The sequence below is a fragment of the Halapricum desulfuricans genome (genome assembly GCF_017094465.1).
In the GTDB taxonomy this organism is placed as follows: Archaea; Halobacteriota; Halobacteria; order Halobacteriales; family Haloarculaceae; genus Halapricum.
In genome coordinates this window covers 551,279-566,416 of record NZ_CP064791.1, presented here as the reverse complement: position 1 = coordinate 566,416, position 15,138 = coordinate 551,279, and the positions used below count along the sequence as shown (strand labels likewise).

Here is a 15,138-nt window from a genome sequence, read left to right as displayed (position 1 = left end):
ATCTAGAAGTCCGTTTCGAAGATAGTAGAAACATCAAAGCGATTTTACCGATCCCTGCCGAAAGGCGCGCAGACCACCGGGGAGACAACAATGTCAGGACCGAACACAGCGGACGGGATCGACGCGGTCGTCGAGGAATCGGTCGGATTGCTTCAACGGTTCGAATTTACCGAATACGAGGCGAAGAGTTTCGTCGCGCTGTCCCGGATCGCCACCGGCACGGCCAAGGAGATCGCGGACGTCGCCGACATCCCCCAGGCACGCGTCTACGACTGTATGGAGACGCTGAGCGACCGCGGGCTAGTCGACATCCAGCAGTCGACGCCGCGGCGCTTTCGCGCGTCCGATCCGGACGAAGCGGTCGCGACGCTCGAACGACAGTACACCCGCCATCTCGACCGTCTGCGGGAGTTGTTTCCCCGTCTCGAATCCCCCACTCGGGACGACGAGAGCGTCGACGTCTGGGTCATGGAGGGATCGACGGAAGTCAGCGAGCGACTACGTGAACTCGTCTCCGCAGCGGACGACGAGGTACTGCTCGCGCTGGCCGTCGAGGAGTTACTCACCGACGAACTCCTGGACGCGATCGACGCGGCGGCCGAGCGCGGCGTCGCGGTCACCGTCGGCTCCCCGGGGGAGCCGATCCGCGACCGGATAGCCGAAACCGCCGCGACCAGCCGGGTCGTCGAGACCTGGACCTGGTGGGAAGAGTATCCCGTCCGGCCCGGCGCGGTCAGTGCAGTGTTAATGGTCGACGGCGAGTCGATGCTCGTCAGCGCGGACGCGGCCTCGTCGTTGCCCGGCGTGAGCAACCATCGTGCGGTCTGGACCGACAGCGAGCGCGCACCCCTGGTGAAGATGCTGCGGCCCCTGCTCGCACGCGCAGTCGACCCGTCCAGTGCCGACGGTTCGGCAAGTGTCTAACTACCGTCGTCGGAGCGTCATCGGCATCCCGCCACGCGGGTGGGCAGTCAGTGACGGGAGGAGATCGAGTTCCCCCTCTCGGTCGGTGTCGAGGCTGAACTCACGGGCGACGGTCGCCAGGATGACCTGGGCTTCCAGCATCGCGAGGTGTTTGCCGATACAGTGGCGTGGCCCGCCCCCGAACGGGAAATACGCGAATCGAGGCCGATCACCCTGGTCAAGCCAGCGGTCGGGATCGAACTGGTCGGGTTCGTCCCAGAAATCGGGCGACCGATGAACTGCCCACTGTGGCAGCATAACTGACGCCCCTTTCGGGACACGGTAGCCGCCGAGTTCGACGTCTCGCGTCGGCTGGCGAAAGATTACGTAGACAGGTGGATACAGCCGCATCGATTCCTGGATCACGCGTTCAATCAGGTCCAACTCCCGGACAGCCTCGAAGGTGACCGGCCCTTCGACGGCATCGGCCTCGGCCTGGACTGCCCGCTCGACCTCCGGGTGGTTCGCCAGCAGATACCAACTGTAGGTCAGCGTCAGTGCTGTCGTGTCGTGGCCGGCCAACAGCATCGTCACGACCTCGTCACGCAGCTGCTTGGAGGTCTGTTCGCCGCGGTTCTGCGCTCGCAGCAGAATCGACAGTACGTCCATCGGTGGGTCCTCGTCATCCTCGTGACCCTCAGTCCCGCGACGCTCGGCGACAATCTCCGAGACGACCCGGTCCAGCTCGTCTATGGCCGCCTGGTACTCCCGGTTGTCCGGCGTCGGCACCCAGTCGGGCGTGATAAACCTGATCGGATCGGGTTCGAACCGCGCGCCGATCGGCCCGAGGTTCTCCCGGATGGTTTCGCGCTGGCTGTCGGTCAACTCGACGTCCAGCATCAGATCACAGATGACATCCAAAGTCACCTGTGTCATCTCCAGTTCGATGTCGCGGCTGTCTCCATCGCGCCACTCGTTGACCATCGCTTCTGCGTGACCGGCGATAGTATCGGTGAACTGACCCAGCCGCGCCATCGCAAACGCGGGGTTGGCGAGGTCGCGCTGGCGCTGCCAGGTATCGCCTTCGCTCAACAGCAGCCCCTCACCGAGGAGATCGCCGATTGCGTCGTCCTGAAAATCGGGCTTGACGTAACTGTCTGCGTCAGCGACGAGCACCCGCTGGATTTCGTCGGGGTCGGTGAGCAGATACGTCTCCAGCGGGCCGAGATCCAGGCTGACGACGTCACCGTACGAACGCTCACAAGCCGTCAGAAACCGAAACGGATCGTCAGCGTACTGCCTGGCGTTGCCGAACAGTGGCTCCCCTTTGGGTTGTGGCGGGGTCGGGCGCATCACTCTCCGAAAGGGGTCGACCGTGATAAGTCCCCGCACACCGGCGAGTACCGGATGTTTCTCGTCGTGCGGCCGCAGACATCGACCGCCGACCGTGCAGTCAGTACCGTGGGCGGAATTGATTTATCCTCCTCGTCCGGAGTGAGTCTGTGACATACGAAACGATCCTGTTCGACATGGACGGCGTGCTGCTGACCGGATACCACACCGACCGGGAGGTATACCGCCAGGCGGCCGCCGCGACGCTCGCGGATTTCGGGATCGACTACGAAGGAGAGCCGCCGCCGGGACTGGTCGATCCCGACGATATCTCGGAAGTTCGAACGACCTGTGACGATCTCTCGCTGCCAGCCACATCGGTCTGGGCCTACCGGGAGCGGGCCGCGACGACGATCGAGAACGAACGGATCGCCGCGGGTGATCGCGTTCCGTTCGACGATACCACCGTGCTCGCGGATCTCGCCGACGACCATCCACTTGCCATCGTCAGCAACAACCGCCAGGGAACCGTTCGGTTTGCCGCCGAGTACTTCGACTGGCCACTGAACGCCGTCCGCGGTCGGTATCCGACGCTGACGGAGTTCGGCAAGCGCAAGCCCGACGCCCACTTGCTCCGATGGATGCTCGACCGTCTCGACGCCGGCGAAGCGCTGTTCGTCGGCGACCGGCGCACGGACATCGCAGCCGCCGACCGCGCTGGAATCGATAGCGCGCTGCTGGCCCGGGACGGAAACGTCCCCGACGGGGAGTCCGAACCCACCCACCATATCGAATCGCTGGACGCGCTGCCGGACCTCGTGTGACCGAGGCAGTCAGTCAGCGTTCCAGTCCGGGTCAGTTTTCGACCAGAAACAGAGTATTTTCGTTGAAGAACCAGTCTTTTCGTCAGCTTCAATTGAAGATTCTACACTAATATCGGAATTCGATTCTACGTTCGAACTCATAGTACGGTTTTCTCTTCCCAATCGTTGTATTTGTATCTGACCCTAAGCTGGTGGTAGACAGTATGTGAACACTAGATCCAATAAGGTCCCTACGACGGGCCGTCCAAGTCGACGGCCGGTATTCCGTGCTCGGACAAACCGATCCACTTGGATGTGGCTGATCAATCTGCGACCGCTGGTGAACGCTGGTGCACTTCGCGTTCAAGTCGGTCCGCGTATTCCAGTCGCAGCTGGCGGGCTGCGTGCGGATCGATAGCTCCACCCTCATCGATGCGGGTTGCAGTCGGTTCGTAGGACGCGACATCCAGACCCATCCGGTCGAGATACGAGCGTACTGCCTTGGACCGCAGTCCGTCCCGGATCGCGGCCTCGACGTATTCGAGGACAGCGTCAAATTCGGGCAACAGGACTGCAGACTCAGTGACTTCCCCGCGATTGCCACCGATACGGACGTCTGTCTGGACGAGCCGCTGGACGACAGTGGCGAGCCCGTCGGCCAACTGCAGAACGTGACTCGGGAGCGCTGTGTCAGGCGAGCGCCATTCGACCGTCCCGAATTCGTTCCGGATCTGCACCGGCGTCCAGACCGCGCTCTCGGGATCAAAATCAGCACTGACGGCCTGCCGATCGACACCCGCCTCCGTCGCCGCGGCCAGGAACTCCTGGTAGCGGCGATCGAGTCGGCGCGTCCAGTCGGCTTCGTCTTCGAGGTACCGCCATAGCCGTCCCTGCTTGGACAGGTCCTCGTAGGCCATCCAGCGATACAGTTTCGACCGGGCACCAGTTGCCAGGCGCTGCCCCTGAAAGTACGGTGAGGAATTGACCAGGGCCAGGGCCGGATCGAGCGCGATCAGGCCGTTCAACTGGTCGACCACCTGTCCCGGTTGTTGTTCGAAGTGGATATGCGTCCCCGCGCAGTGTCGCACGTATCGAAACTGGTCACCGACGACCTCGTTTTGAATCCGAGTCCGTTCCTCGGGAAGCTCCTGAATCTCCCCGGCGTTGACCGGGGTCGCGAGCGGCACGAGTCGCTTCCCAAGTTCCTCGGCGCGTCCGAGGACGGCTCCGAGACGGTCGAACAGTTCCGTTTGAAGCTCTTCCGTTGTCTCGCACGGTGGCGTTTTGATCTCCAGCAGCGGTTCGACGAACTCCCGCTCGACTCCCTGTGCGGCCGCTGTGAGTTCGCCGGGCGATACGAGCTGCCCCGCTTCGTCGGTGACCCAGTACTCGACCTCAATGGACCGTCTGACTGTCTGGCTCATTGCTGTCGGTCGGTCGTCCACGTATGCCGACCGATCAGTCGGTCGGCACGAGTTTGGTTGGTATTCACTCACACGAAAATCTGCAGAGGGAGGATGAAAAGATATTGAGATACGCAATATTTGCGACCAATAGTTATGTATATGAGTTCTGAATCTGAGAGATATATGATTTAAAGAGAGAATATTTCCGTATTCGGCTATATACGTCCAGTATGCAACCGCCACAGATCGCCCTGTTGAACGCGGCACACGAGGCTGCCGACACACGACGGAACTTCCGGCGTGAGCTCGATGCGGATCTCGTCGAGTTCCACGCTCCGTCGGGTGACCTTCCCGATAGCTTCGAGTTCGACGGCTGTGTGGTGACAGGGTCGAAGGCGTCCGTGTACTGGGACGAGCCGTGGATCGGCCGGCTGAAAGAGTGGGTCGGCGACGCCGTGCAGGCGGGGCTGCCGTTTCTGGGTGTCTGTTATGGCCATCAGTTGCTAGCGGACGTGACCGGCGGGCAGGTCGAACCGATGGGCGAGTACGAGATCGGGTATCGCACGGTCCATCAGATCCGTGACAACCTCCTGCTCGACGGCATCGGCGAGGACTTCACGGTTTTCACTACCCACTCCGACCGGGTCAGGACTGCTCCACCCGGTGCCGAAGTGTTCGCACGGAATGATTACGGTATCCACGGTTTTCGGAAGGACCGCGTTTTCAGCGTGCAGTTTCACCCGGAGTACGACATGCAGACCGCCAGGTCGGTCACGACCGGCAAAGACGAACTCGACGACGAAACCATCGAGACAGTCCTCGCGGGAATCACCGAACGGAACTATCAGTCCGCCCAGAAGGCGACTCGGCTGTTCGACAATTTCCTTTCGTTCGTCGAACGCGTACAGGACAAGCGGACGGCCGTCGACCGGCTGTGACGCCAAAACGGGCTACAACGGTCGTGGCAGTTTCGACCGCCCACAACTCGGGCGGACTGCCGACGGGGATTACTTCGCAAGTACCGCTGGTCTTGTACAGCTCCCAATGTATTACTTGCTCCAGTCGCTATGGCTGGTGGATGAAACGCAATGTCGGTCGGACGGATCGTACCGCTCGCATCGCAGCCGGGTCCGCACTCGTCGGCGCAGGCGTCCTGATGGGTCCGAAATCCCCGGTCAAAGGTGCTGTCGCAACTGGCACTGGTGGCATAATGGTCGCGACCGGTGCGACGGGTCGCTGTCCCGCCTACAAACTCGCCGGCGTGGATACTCGCAACGGCGAGTAGTCACTCTGGACAGTCGTTCTGACACGAGCCAAACGCTCCGGAGAGCCCCGTCCAATCGACGTATCGGTTCACCTGTGTCCGGTACCGTTCGTATTGCTCGCCGTACCGATCCGCCAACACCGGCTCCTCGGCGAGCGGTTTGAGCGTGAACCAGCCGACGATTGCTCCTGCGACGACCATCGCCTGCCAGGAACCGGTCGCGACGGCGAGACCGGCGACCGCACCGACGTGGCCAAGCACCTCGGGATTCCGGGAGAACTGAAACGGCCCCGAAGCGTGATGGCGCCACTCGAGTCCCAGTATCTCTTCCGGGCCGTCGAACTCATCAGCGGTCAACACGTTCAACGCGGCACCCAGCAGAAACGCCCCGCCGCCAGCGACAGACACGATCCCGACGGGATAGAGACTGCCCGCAGTCGTCCCAATCAGTCCGAAGAACGAGCCCGCCATAGCCATCACGAGCAACCAGTACAGGCCGAACTGCCCCGATATTTGATCGGGTGGCCACGGGCGCCGGCTACCGTCGATCGCCGCCCAGCCGGTCAGGCCGATCTGTGCCGCTCCGCCGGCCAGCCCGACCGCGAGTAGTGTCGTGCTCATAGTCGTCGTGAGGATTCCAGCCACTTGTATTGTAGGTTTGGTGAAATACCATTAGAGAGACTACTCACGGGTCCGCCCCGTCTCACCGAGCGAGGGGGCGCTCGCGTCGTAGCCGTCCGCACGGAGTTCGGCCGCGAACTCGCTACACCGATCGCCGTGGTTGACGAGAATCTCGGCGTCCCGATACCCCTCAAGAAAGTCCAGTAGTCCCTCTCGATCGGCGTGGGCCGAGAAATCGTAGGCTTCGACCTGTGCAGCGACGGGCATCCGGCGGCCGTCAATCTCCGCGCTGCCGGTCTCCAGCAGGTCCCGGCCCGGCGTGCCCTCGACCTGGTAGCCGGCCAGGGTGATCTTGTTCGTCGGCCGGTCGGCGATCTCCGGGATATACGTCATCGCGGGCCCGCCCGAGAGCATCCCGCTGGTCGTGACAATCACAGTGTTCTGTTCGGCGATCCGTCGCCGCTGACCGTCGCGACCGTCGACGATCCGGGCGTGGGATTTCGCGCGTTGCAGCGCGTCCGGATCTCGCACGAAGGCGGGGTATCGGCGCAGCATCTCGGTCACGTCCGTGCCCATTCCATCAACGTAACAGGGGATGTCGTTGGCTTCACAGAGCAGAAGCATCTCCTGGGTTCGACCGATCGCGAACGCCGGCACGACGACGGTACCACCCTCCCACAGCGTCGTCCGCAGACTCTCGACGAATCGCTTCTCGACAGCCTCTCTGTCTTCGTGTTCGACATCGGAGTAGGTGCTCTCACAGACGACGACGTCGGCCTCGGGACGCGCGGTCGTACCGGCGACGAGTCGCTGGTCGTCAGTGTGGAAATCACCCGTATAGAGCAATCGCGTCTCGCCGTCGTCAACGAGCACGTGCGCCGATCCGGGGATGTGACCGGCATCGAAGAAGGTCACTTCGTGACCGCCAGTCTCGAAAGACTCCCGGTAGCCGTGGGTCTCGGAGACCTGCGTGAGTCGCTGGACGTCCGTCTCGGTGAACGGACACTGCGGGGTGTTGCCGTGGAGTTTGAGCGTGTCCCGGGCGAGCGTCAGCGCGAGTTCTCGGGTGGGTGGCGTCCAGTGGACCGGCGGACGCGCGTCACCGCTCAACAGCGAGGGCAGCGCCCCAACGTGATCGAGGTGGCCGTGGCTGACGACGACCGCATCGGGGTCGACGTCCCCGACCGGATACTGCGGTGGCGTGGATGACTGCATACCGTAATCCAGCAACAGCGAGTCGTTGACGAGGATCGCACTCCGACCGATCTCGCCGGCACCACCGAGAAACTGGATATCCATCGTACCAGAATGATGGACCCGGCGCGCTTGACGATGGCGATAGAGAAATAGCGACCTCGTTCCCGTCGTTGTTCTGCCGCAGCTGTTCCCGAGTATTACGAATTGGCGAAAAAGTATTATTTCGGCGTTCGGTAGCGGCGACAACGAGTATGTACGACCGTCGCACACTGCTGCGGGCAATAGGCACGGGGACGGCGGCGACGCTGGCGGGCTGTTCAGTGGTGGGCGACTCCGCCGGGGGCGAGCGGACGGTCACCGACGATGCGGGACGGGAGGTCTCACTACCCGAGGACGTCGACCGTGTCGTGGCGGTCGGTCCCGGAGCCCTGCGACAGGTAGCGTATCTCGGCGCGACTGATCGCGTCGTCGGCGTCGAAGACGGCGAACGCGACTGGATACGAACGGTGCCGTACAATATGGCCAATCCGGACCTTCGAGACAAACCCGTCATCGGCTCTGCGGGCCCCAATGCCGGCGGTAACGCCGAGGAAATCCTGTCGGTCGATCCCGACGTGATCTTCTTTTATGGCGACGACTCACGGGCCGAGACGCTGCAGTCCCAGACGACCACACCCGTCGTCTCCTTGCAGATTACGGATCTTGGCGGTGAGACGACCCGCACGGGGATCTACGAGACCTGGCGGCTGGTCGGTGACGTGCTCGGACTCGACGGTCGGGCCGACGAACTGGAGACGTTCGTCGAGGGGACGATCGAAGATCTCCACGAGCGAACGGCCGATATCCCGGACGCGAACCGAGTCGAGGCCTACGCGGGGGCAGTAAGTTACAAAGGTGCACACGGACTGGCGACCACGCGAAAGCGATTCTCGCCGTTCGCGTACGCCGGCGTGGACAACGTCGCAGGCGGTGTCGGGACCGACTCGCCGTCGGTACAGATCAGCGAGGAGCGACTCCTCGAATGGGATCCCGACGTGATCTTCGTCGACTCGAACAACCGCGATCGCGCCCGTTTGGACCTAGATAGCGAGACCCTCGACGGATTGACTGCCGTCTCCGAGAGCAAGGTATACACACTCCTCCCACACGCGAGCTATCACCACAACTACGGGTCGATCCTCGCGAACGCCTACTTCGTCGGCGTAACGCTGTATCCCGACCGTTTCAGCGACAGTGACCTCTCTACGACGATCGATTCGATCTTCGAGACGATGCTCGGGGCACCGCTGTACGACGACCTGCGTGACACATACGAGGCGCACAGACGCCTCGATGATCTCGATGGCTAGGGCGACAGGCGAACAGGAGAATACAGGCCACCGTGCTCAGGGCAGCAAGTCGGTCCGACAGCGTCGCAAACGGACCACTCGGCGCACCTACGCCGTCGCAGGGGGATCGACACTCGCCCTCCTGGCCGTGTCGCTGATCGGAATCGCGATCGGGTCCGTGGACGTGCCACTGGGTGATCTCGTCGCTGCGCTTTTCGGTGGCGGGACGGCGACCCAGCGGACGATCGTCTGGAACCTCCGTGTGCCGCGGGTCCTCGGTGCGATCGTCGCCGGAGCCGGACTCGCGGTCGCCGGCGCGGCGATGCAGACCGTCCTCCGGAACCCGCTTGGCGCACCCTACACACTGGGTATCTCCCAGGCTGCAGCGTTCGGCGCGGCCGTGGCGGTCGTCTTTGGCTTCGGTAGTGCGGCCGCCGAGTTCGGGTCGATCGGGCCGTATCTCACGACGATCGCGGCCTTTCTGGCGGCGATGGTCTCGACGGTGTTGATCTTGCTACTTGTGACCTATCGTCAGGCCACCCCCGAGACGCTGATTCTCACCGGGGTCGCGGTCGGGTCGCTGTTCACCGCCGGGATGACCTTGCTGCAGTACTTCGCAAGCGACACCGAAGTCGCGGCCATCGTCTACTGGACGTTCGGCGACGTCGGCCGTGCCGGGTGGCCACACGTCGCGTTTATGGGGCTCGTCGTCCTGGCCGGGCTGGCGTATTTCCTGTCCAACGCCTGGAGCTACGACGTGATGGACGCGGGGACGGCGACCGCCAAGAGCCTGGGCGTCCCCGTCGAGTCGCTGCGGATCCGGGGGATGGCCGTCGCCTCGCTGCTGACCGCAATCGTCATCTCCTTTGTCGGGATTATCGGGTTCGTCGGACTGGTCGCACCGCATATCGTCCGGCTGCTCATCGGTGGCACCGAACGACACCTGCTGCCGATCACGGCGGTCGTCGGTGGTGGGCTCCTTGTCGCGGCCGACACGCTCGCACGGACCGTCCTGGCGCCCATCGTCTTGCCCGTCGGGATCCTCACCTCGTTTCTGGGCGCGCCGCTTTTCATCTACCTCGTCATCAACGGGAGGGAATACTGGTGACACTCGAGATCGACGACCTCGCGTTCGCATACGGCGACGAACCGGTACTCGAAGGCGTGGATCTGACCGCCGAATCCGGCGATTTACTCGGGTTACTCGGCCCGAACGGGTCGGGCAAATCGACACTGTTACAGTCACTCAATCGGATCCACGAACCCGACGGGGGAACAGTCTCGGTTGGCGGCGACCGGGTCGAGGAATTGAGCCGCACGGAACTCGCGAGGCGCATCGGCTACGTCCCTCAGGACGAACAGAGCGCGTTCCCGGCGACAGTCTTCGAGACGATCCTGCAGGGTCGTCGGCCACAGGGCGGCTGGTCACCCAGTCCCGAGGACCGGGCGGCGGTCGAGACGATGATCGATCGACTCGATCTCACGGCGTTTACGACCCGAAACGTCGCGGATCTCAGCGGCGGCCAGCGCCAGAAAGTCCGGCTCGGGCGCGCGCTCGTGGGCGATCCGTCCGTGTTACTGCTCGACGAGCCGACGAGCGCGCTCGACCTGAAACACCAGCTTGACGTGATGGACCTGATCGTCGACCACGTTCGGGAGAGCGAGGTGGCGGGCGTCGTCGCGATGCACGATCTGAATCTCGCGGCGCGGTACTGCGATCGGGTCGCGCTGCTCGCGGACGGGGAGATATACGACGTTGGCGGCCCGGACGTGTTGACGGTCGCTTCGACGCGGACGTGTCCGCACACTTCGGTCGCGCACCGAACTTCACAGTGTACGACACCGAAGTCGGAACGCTGGAAGTACACGAAAACGACGGGAAACACCACGGCGGCAGGCAGTCCCCGCCCGAGATCATCGCATCGACGGGGGCTGACGTGCTCGTCTGTGGTAACCTGGGGCAAAAGGCCGTCGAACGGTTCGACGCGATGGAGATCGACGTCTATCGCGGCGCCTCCGGGACTGTCGAAGACGCAGTCGAACAGTTCCAGGCCGACGAACTCGACGAAGCGCTCCCGGGCGGAGACAACTGCAGCGGCGATCACGATCACGGACACGATCACGATCACGGACACGATCACGATCACGGACACGACCACGATCACGGCCACTGATCGACGCAACGTTCTGACCCACACCGATATTGCGGGTCGATGACGTACCTGCACAAAGCTAGCTTGTCATATTTGCCAGTGAGCGGTCGCGAAGTACAACTCGAGGCGAACTCGTGGCAAAGATACATGCGCAGGGCGTCCAGAAAGAGTGATATGGACGCGCTTGAGGAAGATACAGGGGTCTTGGAGAGCAAGCGCACCGCGACGCGATATCAGATCCTGGTCGGGATCGCGGAGCGCCAGCCGGCGGTCAGCCAGCAGGAGATCGCCGACGAGATCGGGGTCACGGCACAGGCCGTCAGCGATTATCTGCAGGAACTGGTCGAGGACGGCTACGTCGAGAAACACGGTCGCGGGCGCTACGAGGTGACCAAGGAAGGCGTCGACTGGTTGATCTCCCAGACCACCTCGCTGCGAGACTTCCTCGATCACGTCTCCGAGGACGTTATCGGTCAGGTGGAAATCGAGACGGCGATCGCCGCGACGGACCTCGGGGAGGGAAAAACCGTCACGCTGGCGATGCAAGACGGGGTGTTACACGCCGAAGCCGGCGAGACCGGCGGCGCGACGGCAGTCGCAGTGACCGACGCGGCGGCCGGCGAGGACGTCGGCGTCACGAACTTCGAGGGCGTCCTCGAGTACGACCTCGGAACGGTGACGGTCGTCGCGGTCCCGCACATCCGCAACGGCGGCTCCGAAGCGGTCGATCCGGAGCGCATCGGCGGCGAGGCGGACGGTCACGATCTGATAGCGACCGCCGGCACCGAAGCGCTGGCCGCGGCCCGCAGCGCGGGCCGCACTCCGGACATCCGGTTCGGGACGGCCGACGCCGTCACGGAAGCCGCGACCAAAGGGTTGGACGTGTTGCTCGTGGCGACGACGACCGAACTGTCGCGTCACACCGATCAGTTGCGCGAGAACGGGATCAGCTACGAAGTGCTCGACGCCGGGGTGTGAGTCGAGTCACCACTGTCGATGTGACCGGTGTCGGGCGGCGATATCGCTCACGTCGTCGGCATCGAGCATCCCCTCGTCGGTACAGATCCCAGTCCAGCGATCGGGCGGCGTCGTCTCGAACAGCGGGTTCGCGACCACAACGTCGGCGTCGCCCTCGTACAGCGTCGTCGGTGCCTGTTCGACGTCGACCTCGGTGTCGGGTGTGATCTTGTCCGCGGCGGCGACTGCGTAACACGGCAGATCGTGGGCGGCCGCCGCCAGCGCGAGTCCGTGCGTTCCCACTTTGTTCAGGACGCGGCCGTCCGGCAGGATCGTGTCGGCACCGACGACCACCGCGTCGGCATCGAACTCGGCGAGTCGGCCGGCCAGCGCGGCATCGCTCGTCAGCGTCACCTCGAAGTCACCGGCCAGCGACTCCGCGACATCGATCCCCTCTCCGCCGGGCCGGGATTCCGCGATCAGTACAGCGTCGGGGTCGGCACGCTCCAGTGCCGTCTGCACCGTCCCGGATCGCGAGAGGGTACAGACCCGCGCGCCCTCGATCCGGTCCGCGGCGACGGCCGCGGCCACCCGATCGGCCTCGACAGCGCTCGCGATCTCCTCGCGAGCCGCGGCTTCGACATCCCCAGGGGCGACGCCAGCTGCACTCATGACGCGGTTGATCCGGGTCTCGACGACCGCCATCGACGGCCGCGCCGCGAGTAACTCCCGGGCCACGGCGGCGACGGTCTCGAAGTCCGCTGCCAGTGCGGCCTCGTCACGCAGGACTTCGAGTGCCCGCAGCGAGATCCAGGCCGACCCGTGTTCGCCGTCGGCTGCGACGGTCCCGACCGTCGGTCGAACGCGGTCGTAGGACCGCCACAGGTCGGGCACTGTCTCGCGCCGCCGGATCGCAGTCGCGTGGATCCACTCGTACTCCGGGAGTTCCCAGTTCGGGTCGATCCCGCGGGTCTCCGTCTCGAACAGGAACGGATGGACGCGCCAGCGCGTCCCTCGGTCGGCGTCCTCGACCGCGAACGGCTCGCCCTGCCGGACGAGCGCCACGTCTTCGAGGCCGGTCTCCTCGCAGATCTCCCGGCGGGCGGCCGTCTCGGGGTCGTCCGGGGGCGCACCACGCTCCGGCGTGAGATAGCCGGTGATCGCTCCCCACTGGCCCGGATAGGATCCGGCGTCGTCGCTGCGGCGGGCGAGCAGGACCCGCCCCTCGTTGCGCAGGAAGCACGTAACGACCTCGCGTTCGTCCATGTTCGGTCGTTCGTGGCGGGCCGGCAAAACGCCGACGCTGCGCTTTTGGGCCGTGCTCGTCTACCCCTGGCTATGAACGTCGCGATCATCAGCGATACCCACATCCCCTCACGAGCGCACTCGATCCCGGCCTGGGCGCGCCGGCGTATCAGCGAGGCCGACTACGTCATCCACGCGGGCGATTTCGACTCGACGAAAGCGCTGGCGGACGTGCGCGAATTCGCCTCTCGGCTCACGGCCGTCGGGGGGAATATGGACCCACGCGGACTGGACCTGCCGGACGTCCAGACCGTCCGGCTCGGCGGCGTCACGTTCGTCGTGACCCACGGCACGGGGAGTCGCCGCGACTACGAAGACCGCGTCGCCCGGATCGTCCGCGATCAGGACGTCGACGGCCCAGTCGTCGGCGTTTCGGGACACACCCACGAACTGCTGGACGCGACCGTCGACGGCGTCCGCCTGCTCAACCCCGGCAGTGTCACCGGTGCGGCGCCAGCCCAGGAGGCGACGATGCTGACCGCCGAGGTCGGCGACGGCGAACTGGCCGTGACGGTACGACGGGAGTGACGGCGGTCCGGCCGGCGATGGGACACAGGAACGGGAGCCCCGTCCATCAGGACGGGGTCACCGGTGCGTAGCAGACCCAGTCGACCGACGGGATCGAGAGTTCGACGGTCCCGTCCGCGTCGGTCGTGACCTCCGGGCCGGTGTGGGCGTAGTCCCGGAGCGTGGTCGCCTCCCAGGGCGTGTCTACTGTGACGGAGCGGGAGTCATCGGCGCGGTTGAGCCCGACCAGCAGGCTTCCTTCGCGTTCGAACACGTAACAGGCGGAGTCGAGATGGCGCGTCAGTGCCGGACCCGACCCGAAGCGTCGCCGGATCGACAGCAGGTTCGAGATCGTCTCGTTCTCGATATCGAATCGTTTGCTGTACACGCGGGGATACCCCTGGTACGTGAGGATAAAGGCGTGTGCGAGTTCCTCGTACTCGGGCGGCGGGCTGTCGTGATTGGAGACGAACGTCATCGATCGACCCGGATCCCGGTTCACGAGGCCGGCCCCGTCCAGGGCGTTGAAATCACCGTCCCGGTGGAACACGTCCTCACGCATCGTGAAATAGAGCGGGTAGTCCATGACCGTCATCCCCGTCTCGAAATACGCCGCACAGTACGGGACTGCGCCGTGCAGGACCTCGCCGACGGTGAAGAGCCCGCGTTCGGCTGCCCACGGGTTCGCGTAGTCGCGGAAGAACGCCGGCGACACGTGCTTGACCGCGTCCCAGCGAACCCCGTCGACGCCCATCTCGGCGTACTTTTCGATGTACGATTCCAGCACGTCCCGGACGTGAGCCGACTCCTGGCGAAGGTCCGGCAACCCCTCGAGGTCGCGGTGCTGGAGTTCCCAGTCGTCCTCGTCGTCCCTGATCGGGCCCTCGTGACGGAAGTCACCCCAGCTAAAGTGCGGGAATTGGTCGAAATCGACTCCCTCGGCCATGTGGTTGGTGACCGCGTCGGCGATGACGGCCAGCCCGTGTTCGTGGGCCGTCTCGACCATCTCTTGGTACGCTGATTCGGTACCGAAAGCGCTGTCGAAATCGAGGTGATCGATCGGCTGATAGCCCCGCGGCTCCGGGTCCGCCCAGGTGCGTTTGCTCCGCTGGGCCGGCGGGACCTGGATCGCGTCGTAGCCGGCCGCGGCGACGGCGTCGAGCGACGCCCGTATCTCGGTCCAGGGCGTGTGATAATACTGATAGACGGCACCCGCTCCGAGATCGATCTCGGTGTCGGACCCGGATCCGGCCCCGACAGCGGCAGCCCCGTAGCTGGACATTGCTATCTGGCCGATCACGACGCGGCACCGAAGTCCTTTCGGTGCTGATACTGTCGGCTGTACTCGTCTCTGGCAGGCCG

The 15,138-nt window shown here is 64.3% G+C and carries 15 protein-coding genes and 1 pseudogene; 10 read left to right on the top strand and 6 right to left on the bottom strand.

Annotated features, from left to right (window positions below):
- The first annotated feature begins 90 nt into the window (after nucleotides 1-90).
- Nucleotides 91-924 carry a TrmB family transcriptional regulator gene (locus tag HSEST_RS02840; RefSeq protein WP_229122061.1) on the top strand — a complete coding sequence of 278 codons (834 nt, stop codon included), beginning with the start codon at nucleotides 91-93 and terminating at the stop codon, nucleotides 922-924.
- Here HSEST_RS02840 and HSEST_RS02835 read toward each other — a convergent pair whose 3' ends face one another.
- Nucleotides 925-2,256, bottom strand: coding sequence for a cytochrome P450 (locus HSEST_RS02835; RefSeq protein ID WP_229122060.1), 1,332 nt, complete (start codon nucleotides 2,254-2,256; stop codon nucleotides 925-927). It abuts the gene before it with no gap.
- Between the two features lie 149 nt (nucleotides 2,257-2,405).
- Between HSEST_RS02835 and HSEST_RS02830 the strand changes: the two genes are divergently transcribed.
- A complete protein-coding gene (locus tag HSEST_RS02830; RefSeq protein WP_229122059.1) occupies nucleotides 2,406-3,059 on the top strand; it encodes an HAD family hydrolase in 654 nt (217 codons plus the stop codon).
- A gap of 302 nt (nucleotides 3,060-3,361) precedes the next feature.
- Here the strand turns inward: HSEST_RS02830 and HSEST_RS02825 are convergent, their stop codons facing one another.
- The gene (locus tag HSEST_RS02825; protein WP_229122058.1) at nucleotides 3,362-4,462 is read right to left on the bottom strand and encodes a glutamate-cysteine ligase family protein; all 1,101 of its coding nucleotides are present in this window, start codon (nucleotides 4,460-4,462) and stop codon (nucleotides 3,362-3,364) included.
- 212 nt (nucleotides 4,463-4,674) lie between these two features.
- Here HSEST_RS02825 and HSEST_RS02820 point away from each other — a divergent pair, with 212 nt between their 5' ends.
- Nucleotides 4,675-5,382, top strand: a complete 708-nt coding sequence (locus HSEST_RS02820) for a type 1 glutamine amidotransferase (protein ID WP_229122057.1) — start codon at nucleotides 4,675-4,677, stop codon at nucleotides 5,380-5,382.
- A gap of 140 nt (nucleotides 5,383-5,522) precedes the next feature.
- Nucleotides 5,523-5,729: a YgaP family membrane protein gene (locus HSEST_RS02815; RefSeq protein WP_229122056.1), complete on the top strand. Its 207-nt coding sequence runs from the start codon at nucleotides 5,523-5,525 to the stop codon at nucleotides 5,727-5,729.
- Here the strand turns inward: HSEST_RS02815 and HSEST_RS02810 are convergent, their stop codons facing one another.
- Nucleotides 5,730-6,329, bottom strand: a complete 600-nt coding sequence (locus HSEST_RS02810; RefSeq protein WP_229122055.1) for a methyltransferase family protein — start codon at nucleotides 6,327-6,329, stop codon at nucleotides 5,730-5,732. It lies immediately after the preceding gene.
- Between the two features lie 60 nt (nucleotides 6,330-6,389).
- Nucleotides 6,390-7,628, bottom strand: a complete 1,239-nt coding sequence (locus tag HSEST_RS02805; protein WP_229122054.1) for an MBL fold metallo-hydrolase — start codon at nucleotides 7,626-7,628, stop codon at nucleotides 6,390-6,392.
- Between the two features lie 149 nt (nucleotides 7,629-7,777).
- Between HSEST_RS02805 and HSEST_RS02800 the strand changes: the two genes are divergently transcribed.
- From HSEST_RS02800 to HSEST_RS02785, 5 genes and pseudogenes are all read left to right on the top strand, one after another.
- Nucleotides 7,778-8,875 (top strand): ABC transporter substrate-binding protein, encoded by a 1,098-nt coding sequence (locus HSEST_RS02800; RefSeq protein ID WP_229122053.1) that lies wholly within the window; start codon nucleotides 7,778-7,780, stop codon nucleotides 8,873-8,875.
- Nucleotides 8,868-9,962 (top strand): FecCD family ABC transporter permease, encoded by a 1,095-nt coding sequence (locus tag HSEST_RS02795; protein WP_229122052.1) that lies wholly within the window; start codon nucleotides 8,868-8,870, stop codon nucleotides 9,960-9,962. Before HSEST_RS02800 ends, HSEST_RS02795 begins: the two co-directional genes overlap by 8 nt.
- A pseudogene (locus HSEST_RS14635) lies at nucleotides 9,959-10,441 on the top strand (ABC transporter ATP-binding protein); the annotation flags it as partial. The gene HSEST_RS02795 and the pseudogene HSEST_RS14635, both read left to right, overlap by 4 nt.
- Nucleotides 10,442-10,650: 209 nt before the next feature.
- Nucleotides 10,651-11,028, top strand: a complete 378-nt coding sequence (locus HSEST_RS14630) for a NifB/NifX family molybdenum-iron cluster-binding protein (RefSeq protein WP_418886537.1) — start codon at nucleotides 10,651-10,653, stop codon at nucleotides 11,026-11,028.
- A 153-nt stretch (nucleotides 11,029-11,181) separates the two neighbouring features.
- Nucleotides 11,182-11,985 (top strand): MarR family transcriptional regulator, encoded by an 804-nt coding sequence (locus tag HSEST_RS02785; RefSeq protein WP_229122050.1) that lies wholly within the window; start codon nucleotides 11,182-11,184, stop codon nucleotides 11,983-11,985.
- A gap of 6 nt (nucleotides 11,986-11,991) precedes the next feature.
- On the opposite strand, the gene HSEST_RS02780 is transcribed toward HSEST_RS02785, so the two are convergent.
- A complete protein-coding gene (locus HSEST_RS02780) occupies nucleotides 11,992-13,230 on the bottom strand; it encodes an NUDIX domain-containing protein (RefSeq protein ID WP_229122049.1) in 1,239 nt (412 codons plus the stop codon).
- Nucleotides 13,231-13,302: 72 nt separating this feature from the next.
- Here HSEST_RS02780 and HSEST_RS02775 point away from each other — a divergent pair, with 72 nt between their 5' ends.
- Entirely contained in the window at nucleotides 13,303-13,797 is a 495-nt protein-coding gene (locus HSEST_RS02775) for a metallophosphoesterase family protein (protein ID WP_229122048.1), read from the top strand.
- A 46-nt stretch (nucleotides 13,798-13,843) separates the two neighbouring features.
- Here HSEST_RS02775 and HSEST_RS02770 read toward each other — a convergent pair whose 3' ends face one another.
- The gene (locus HSEST_RS02770) at nucleotides 13,844-15,058 is read right to left on the bottom strand and encodes an alpha-amylase domain-containing protein (RefSeq protein ID WP_229122047.1); all 1,215 of its coding nucleotides are present in this window, start codon (nucleotides 15,056-15,058) and stop codon (nucleotides 13,844-13,846) included.
- Nucleotides 15,059-15,138 lie beyond the last annotated feature (80 nt).

Excerpts from the sequence above, each read along its gene's own strand:
- HSEST_RS02840 (WP_229122061.1), top strand. The coding sequence starts at position 91 with ATGTCAGGACCGAACACAGCGGACGGGATCGACGCGGTCGTCGAGGAA.
- HSEST_RS02835 (WP_229122060.1), bottom strand. The coding sequence starts at position 2,256 with ATGCGCCCGACCCCGCCACAACCCAAAGGGGAGCCACTGTTCGGCAAC.
- HSEST_RS02825 (WP_229122058.1), bottom strand. The coding sequence starts at position 4,462 with ATGAGCCAGACAGTCAGACGGTCCATTGAGGTCGAGTACTGGGTCACC.
- HSEST_RS02820 (WP_229122057.1), top strand. The coding sequence starts at position 4,675 with ATGCAACCGCCACAGATCGCCCTGTTGAACGCGGCACACGAGGCTGCC.
- HSEST_RS02815 (WP_229122056.1), top strand. The coding sequence starts at position 5,523 with ATGAAACGCAATGTCGGTCGGACGGATCGTACCGCTCGCATCGCAGCC.
- HSEST_RS02810 (WP_229122055.1), bottom strand. The coding sequence starts at position 6,329 with ATGAGCACGACACTACTCGCGGTCGGGCTGGCCGGCGGAGCGGCACAG.
- HSEST_RS02805 (WP_229122054.1), bottom strand. The coding sequence starts at position 7,628 with ATGGATATCCAGTTTCTCGGTGGTGCCGGCGAGATCGGTCGGAGTGCG.
- HSEST_RS02800 (WP_229122053.1), top strand. The coding sequence starts at position 7,778 with ATGTACGACCGTCGCACACTGCTGCGGGCAATAGGCACGGGGACGGCG.
- HSEST_RS02795 (WP_229122052.1), top strand. The coding sequence starts at position 8,868 with ATGGCTAGGGCGACAGGCGAACAGGAGAATACAGGCCACCGTGCTCAG.
- HSEST_RS02785 (WP_229122050.1), top strand. The coding sequence starts at position 11,182 with ATGGACGCGCTTGAGGAAGATACAGGGGTCTTGGAGAGCAAGCGCACC.
- HSEST_RS02780 (WP_229122049.1), bottom strand. The coding sequence starts at position 13,230 with ATGGACGAACGCGAGGTCGTTACGTGCTTCCTGCGCAACGAGGGGCGG.
- HSEST_RS02775 (WP_229122048.1), top strand. The coding sequence starts at position 13,303 with ATGAACGTCGCGATCATCAGCGATACCCACATCCCCTCACGAGCGCAC.
- HSEST_RS02770 (WP_229122047.1), bottom strand. The coding sequence starts at position 15,058 with ATGTCCAGCTACGGGGCTGCCGCTGTCGGGGCCGGATCCGGGTCCGAC.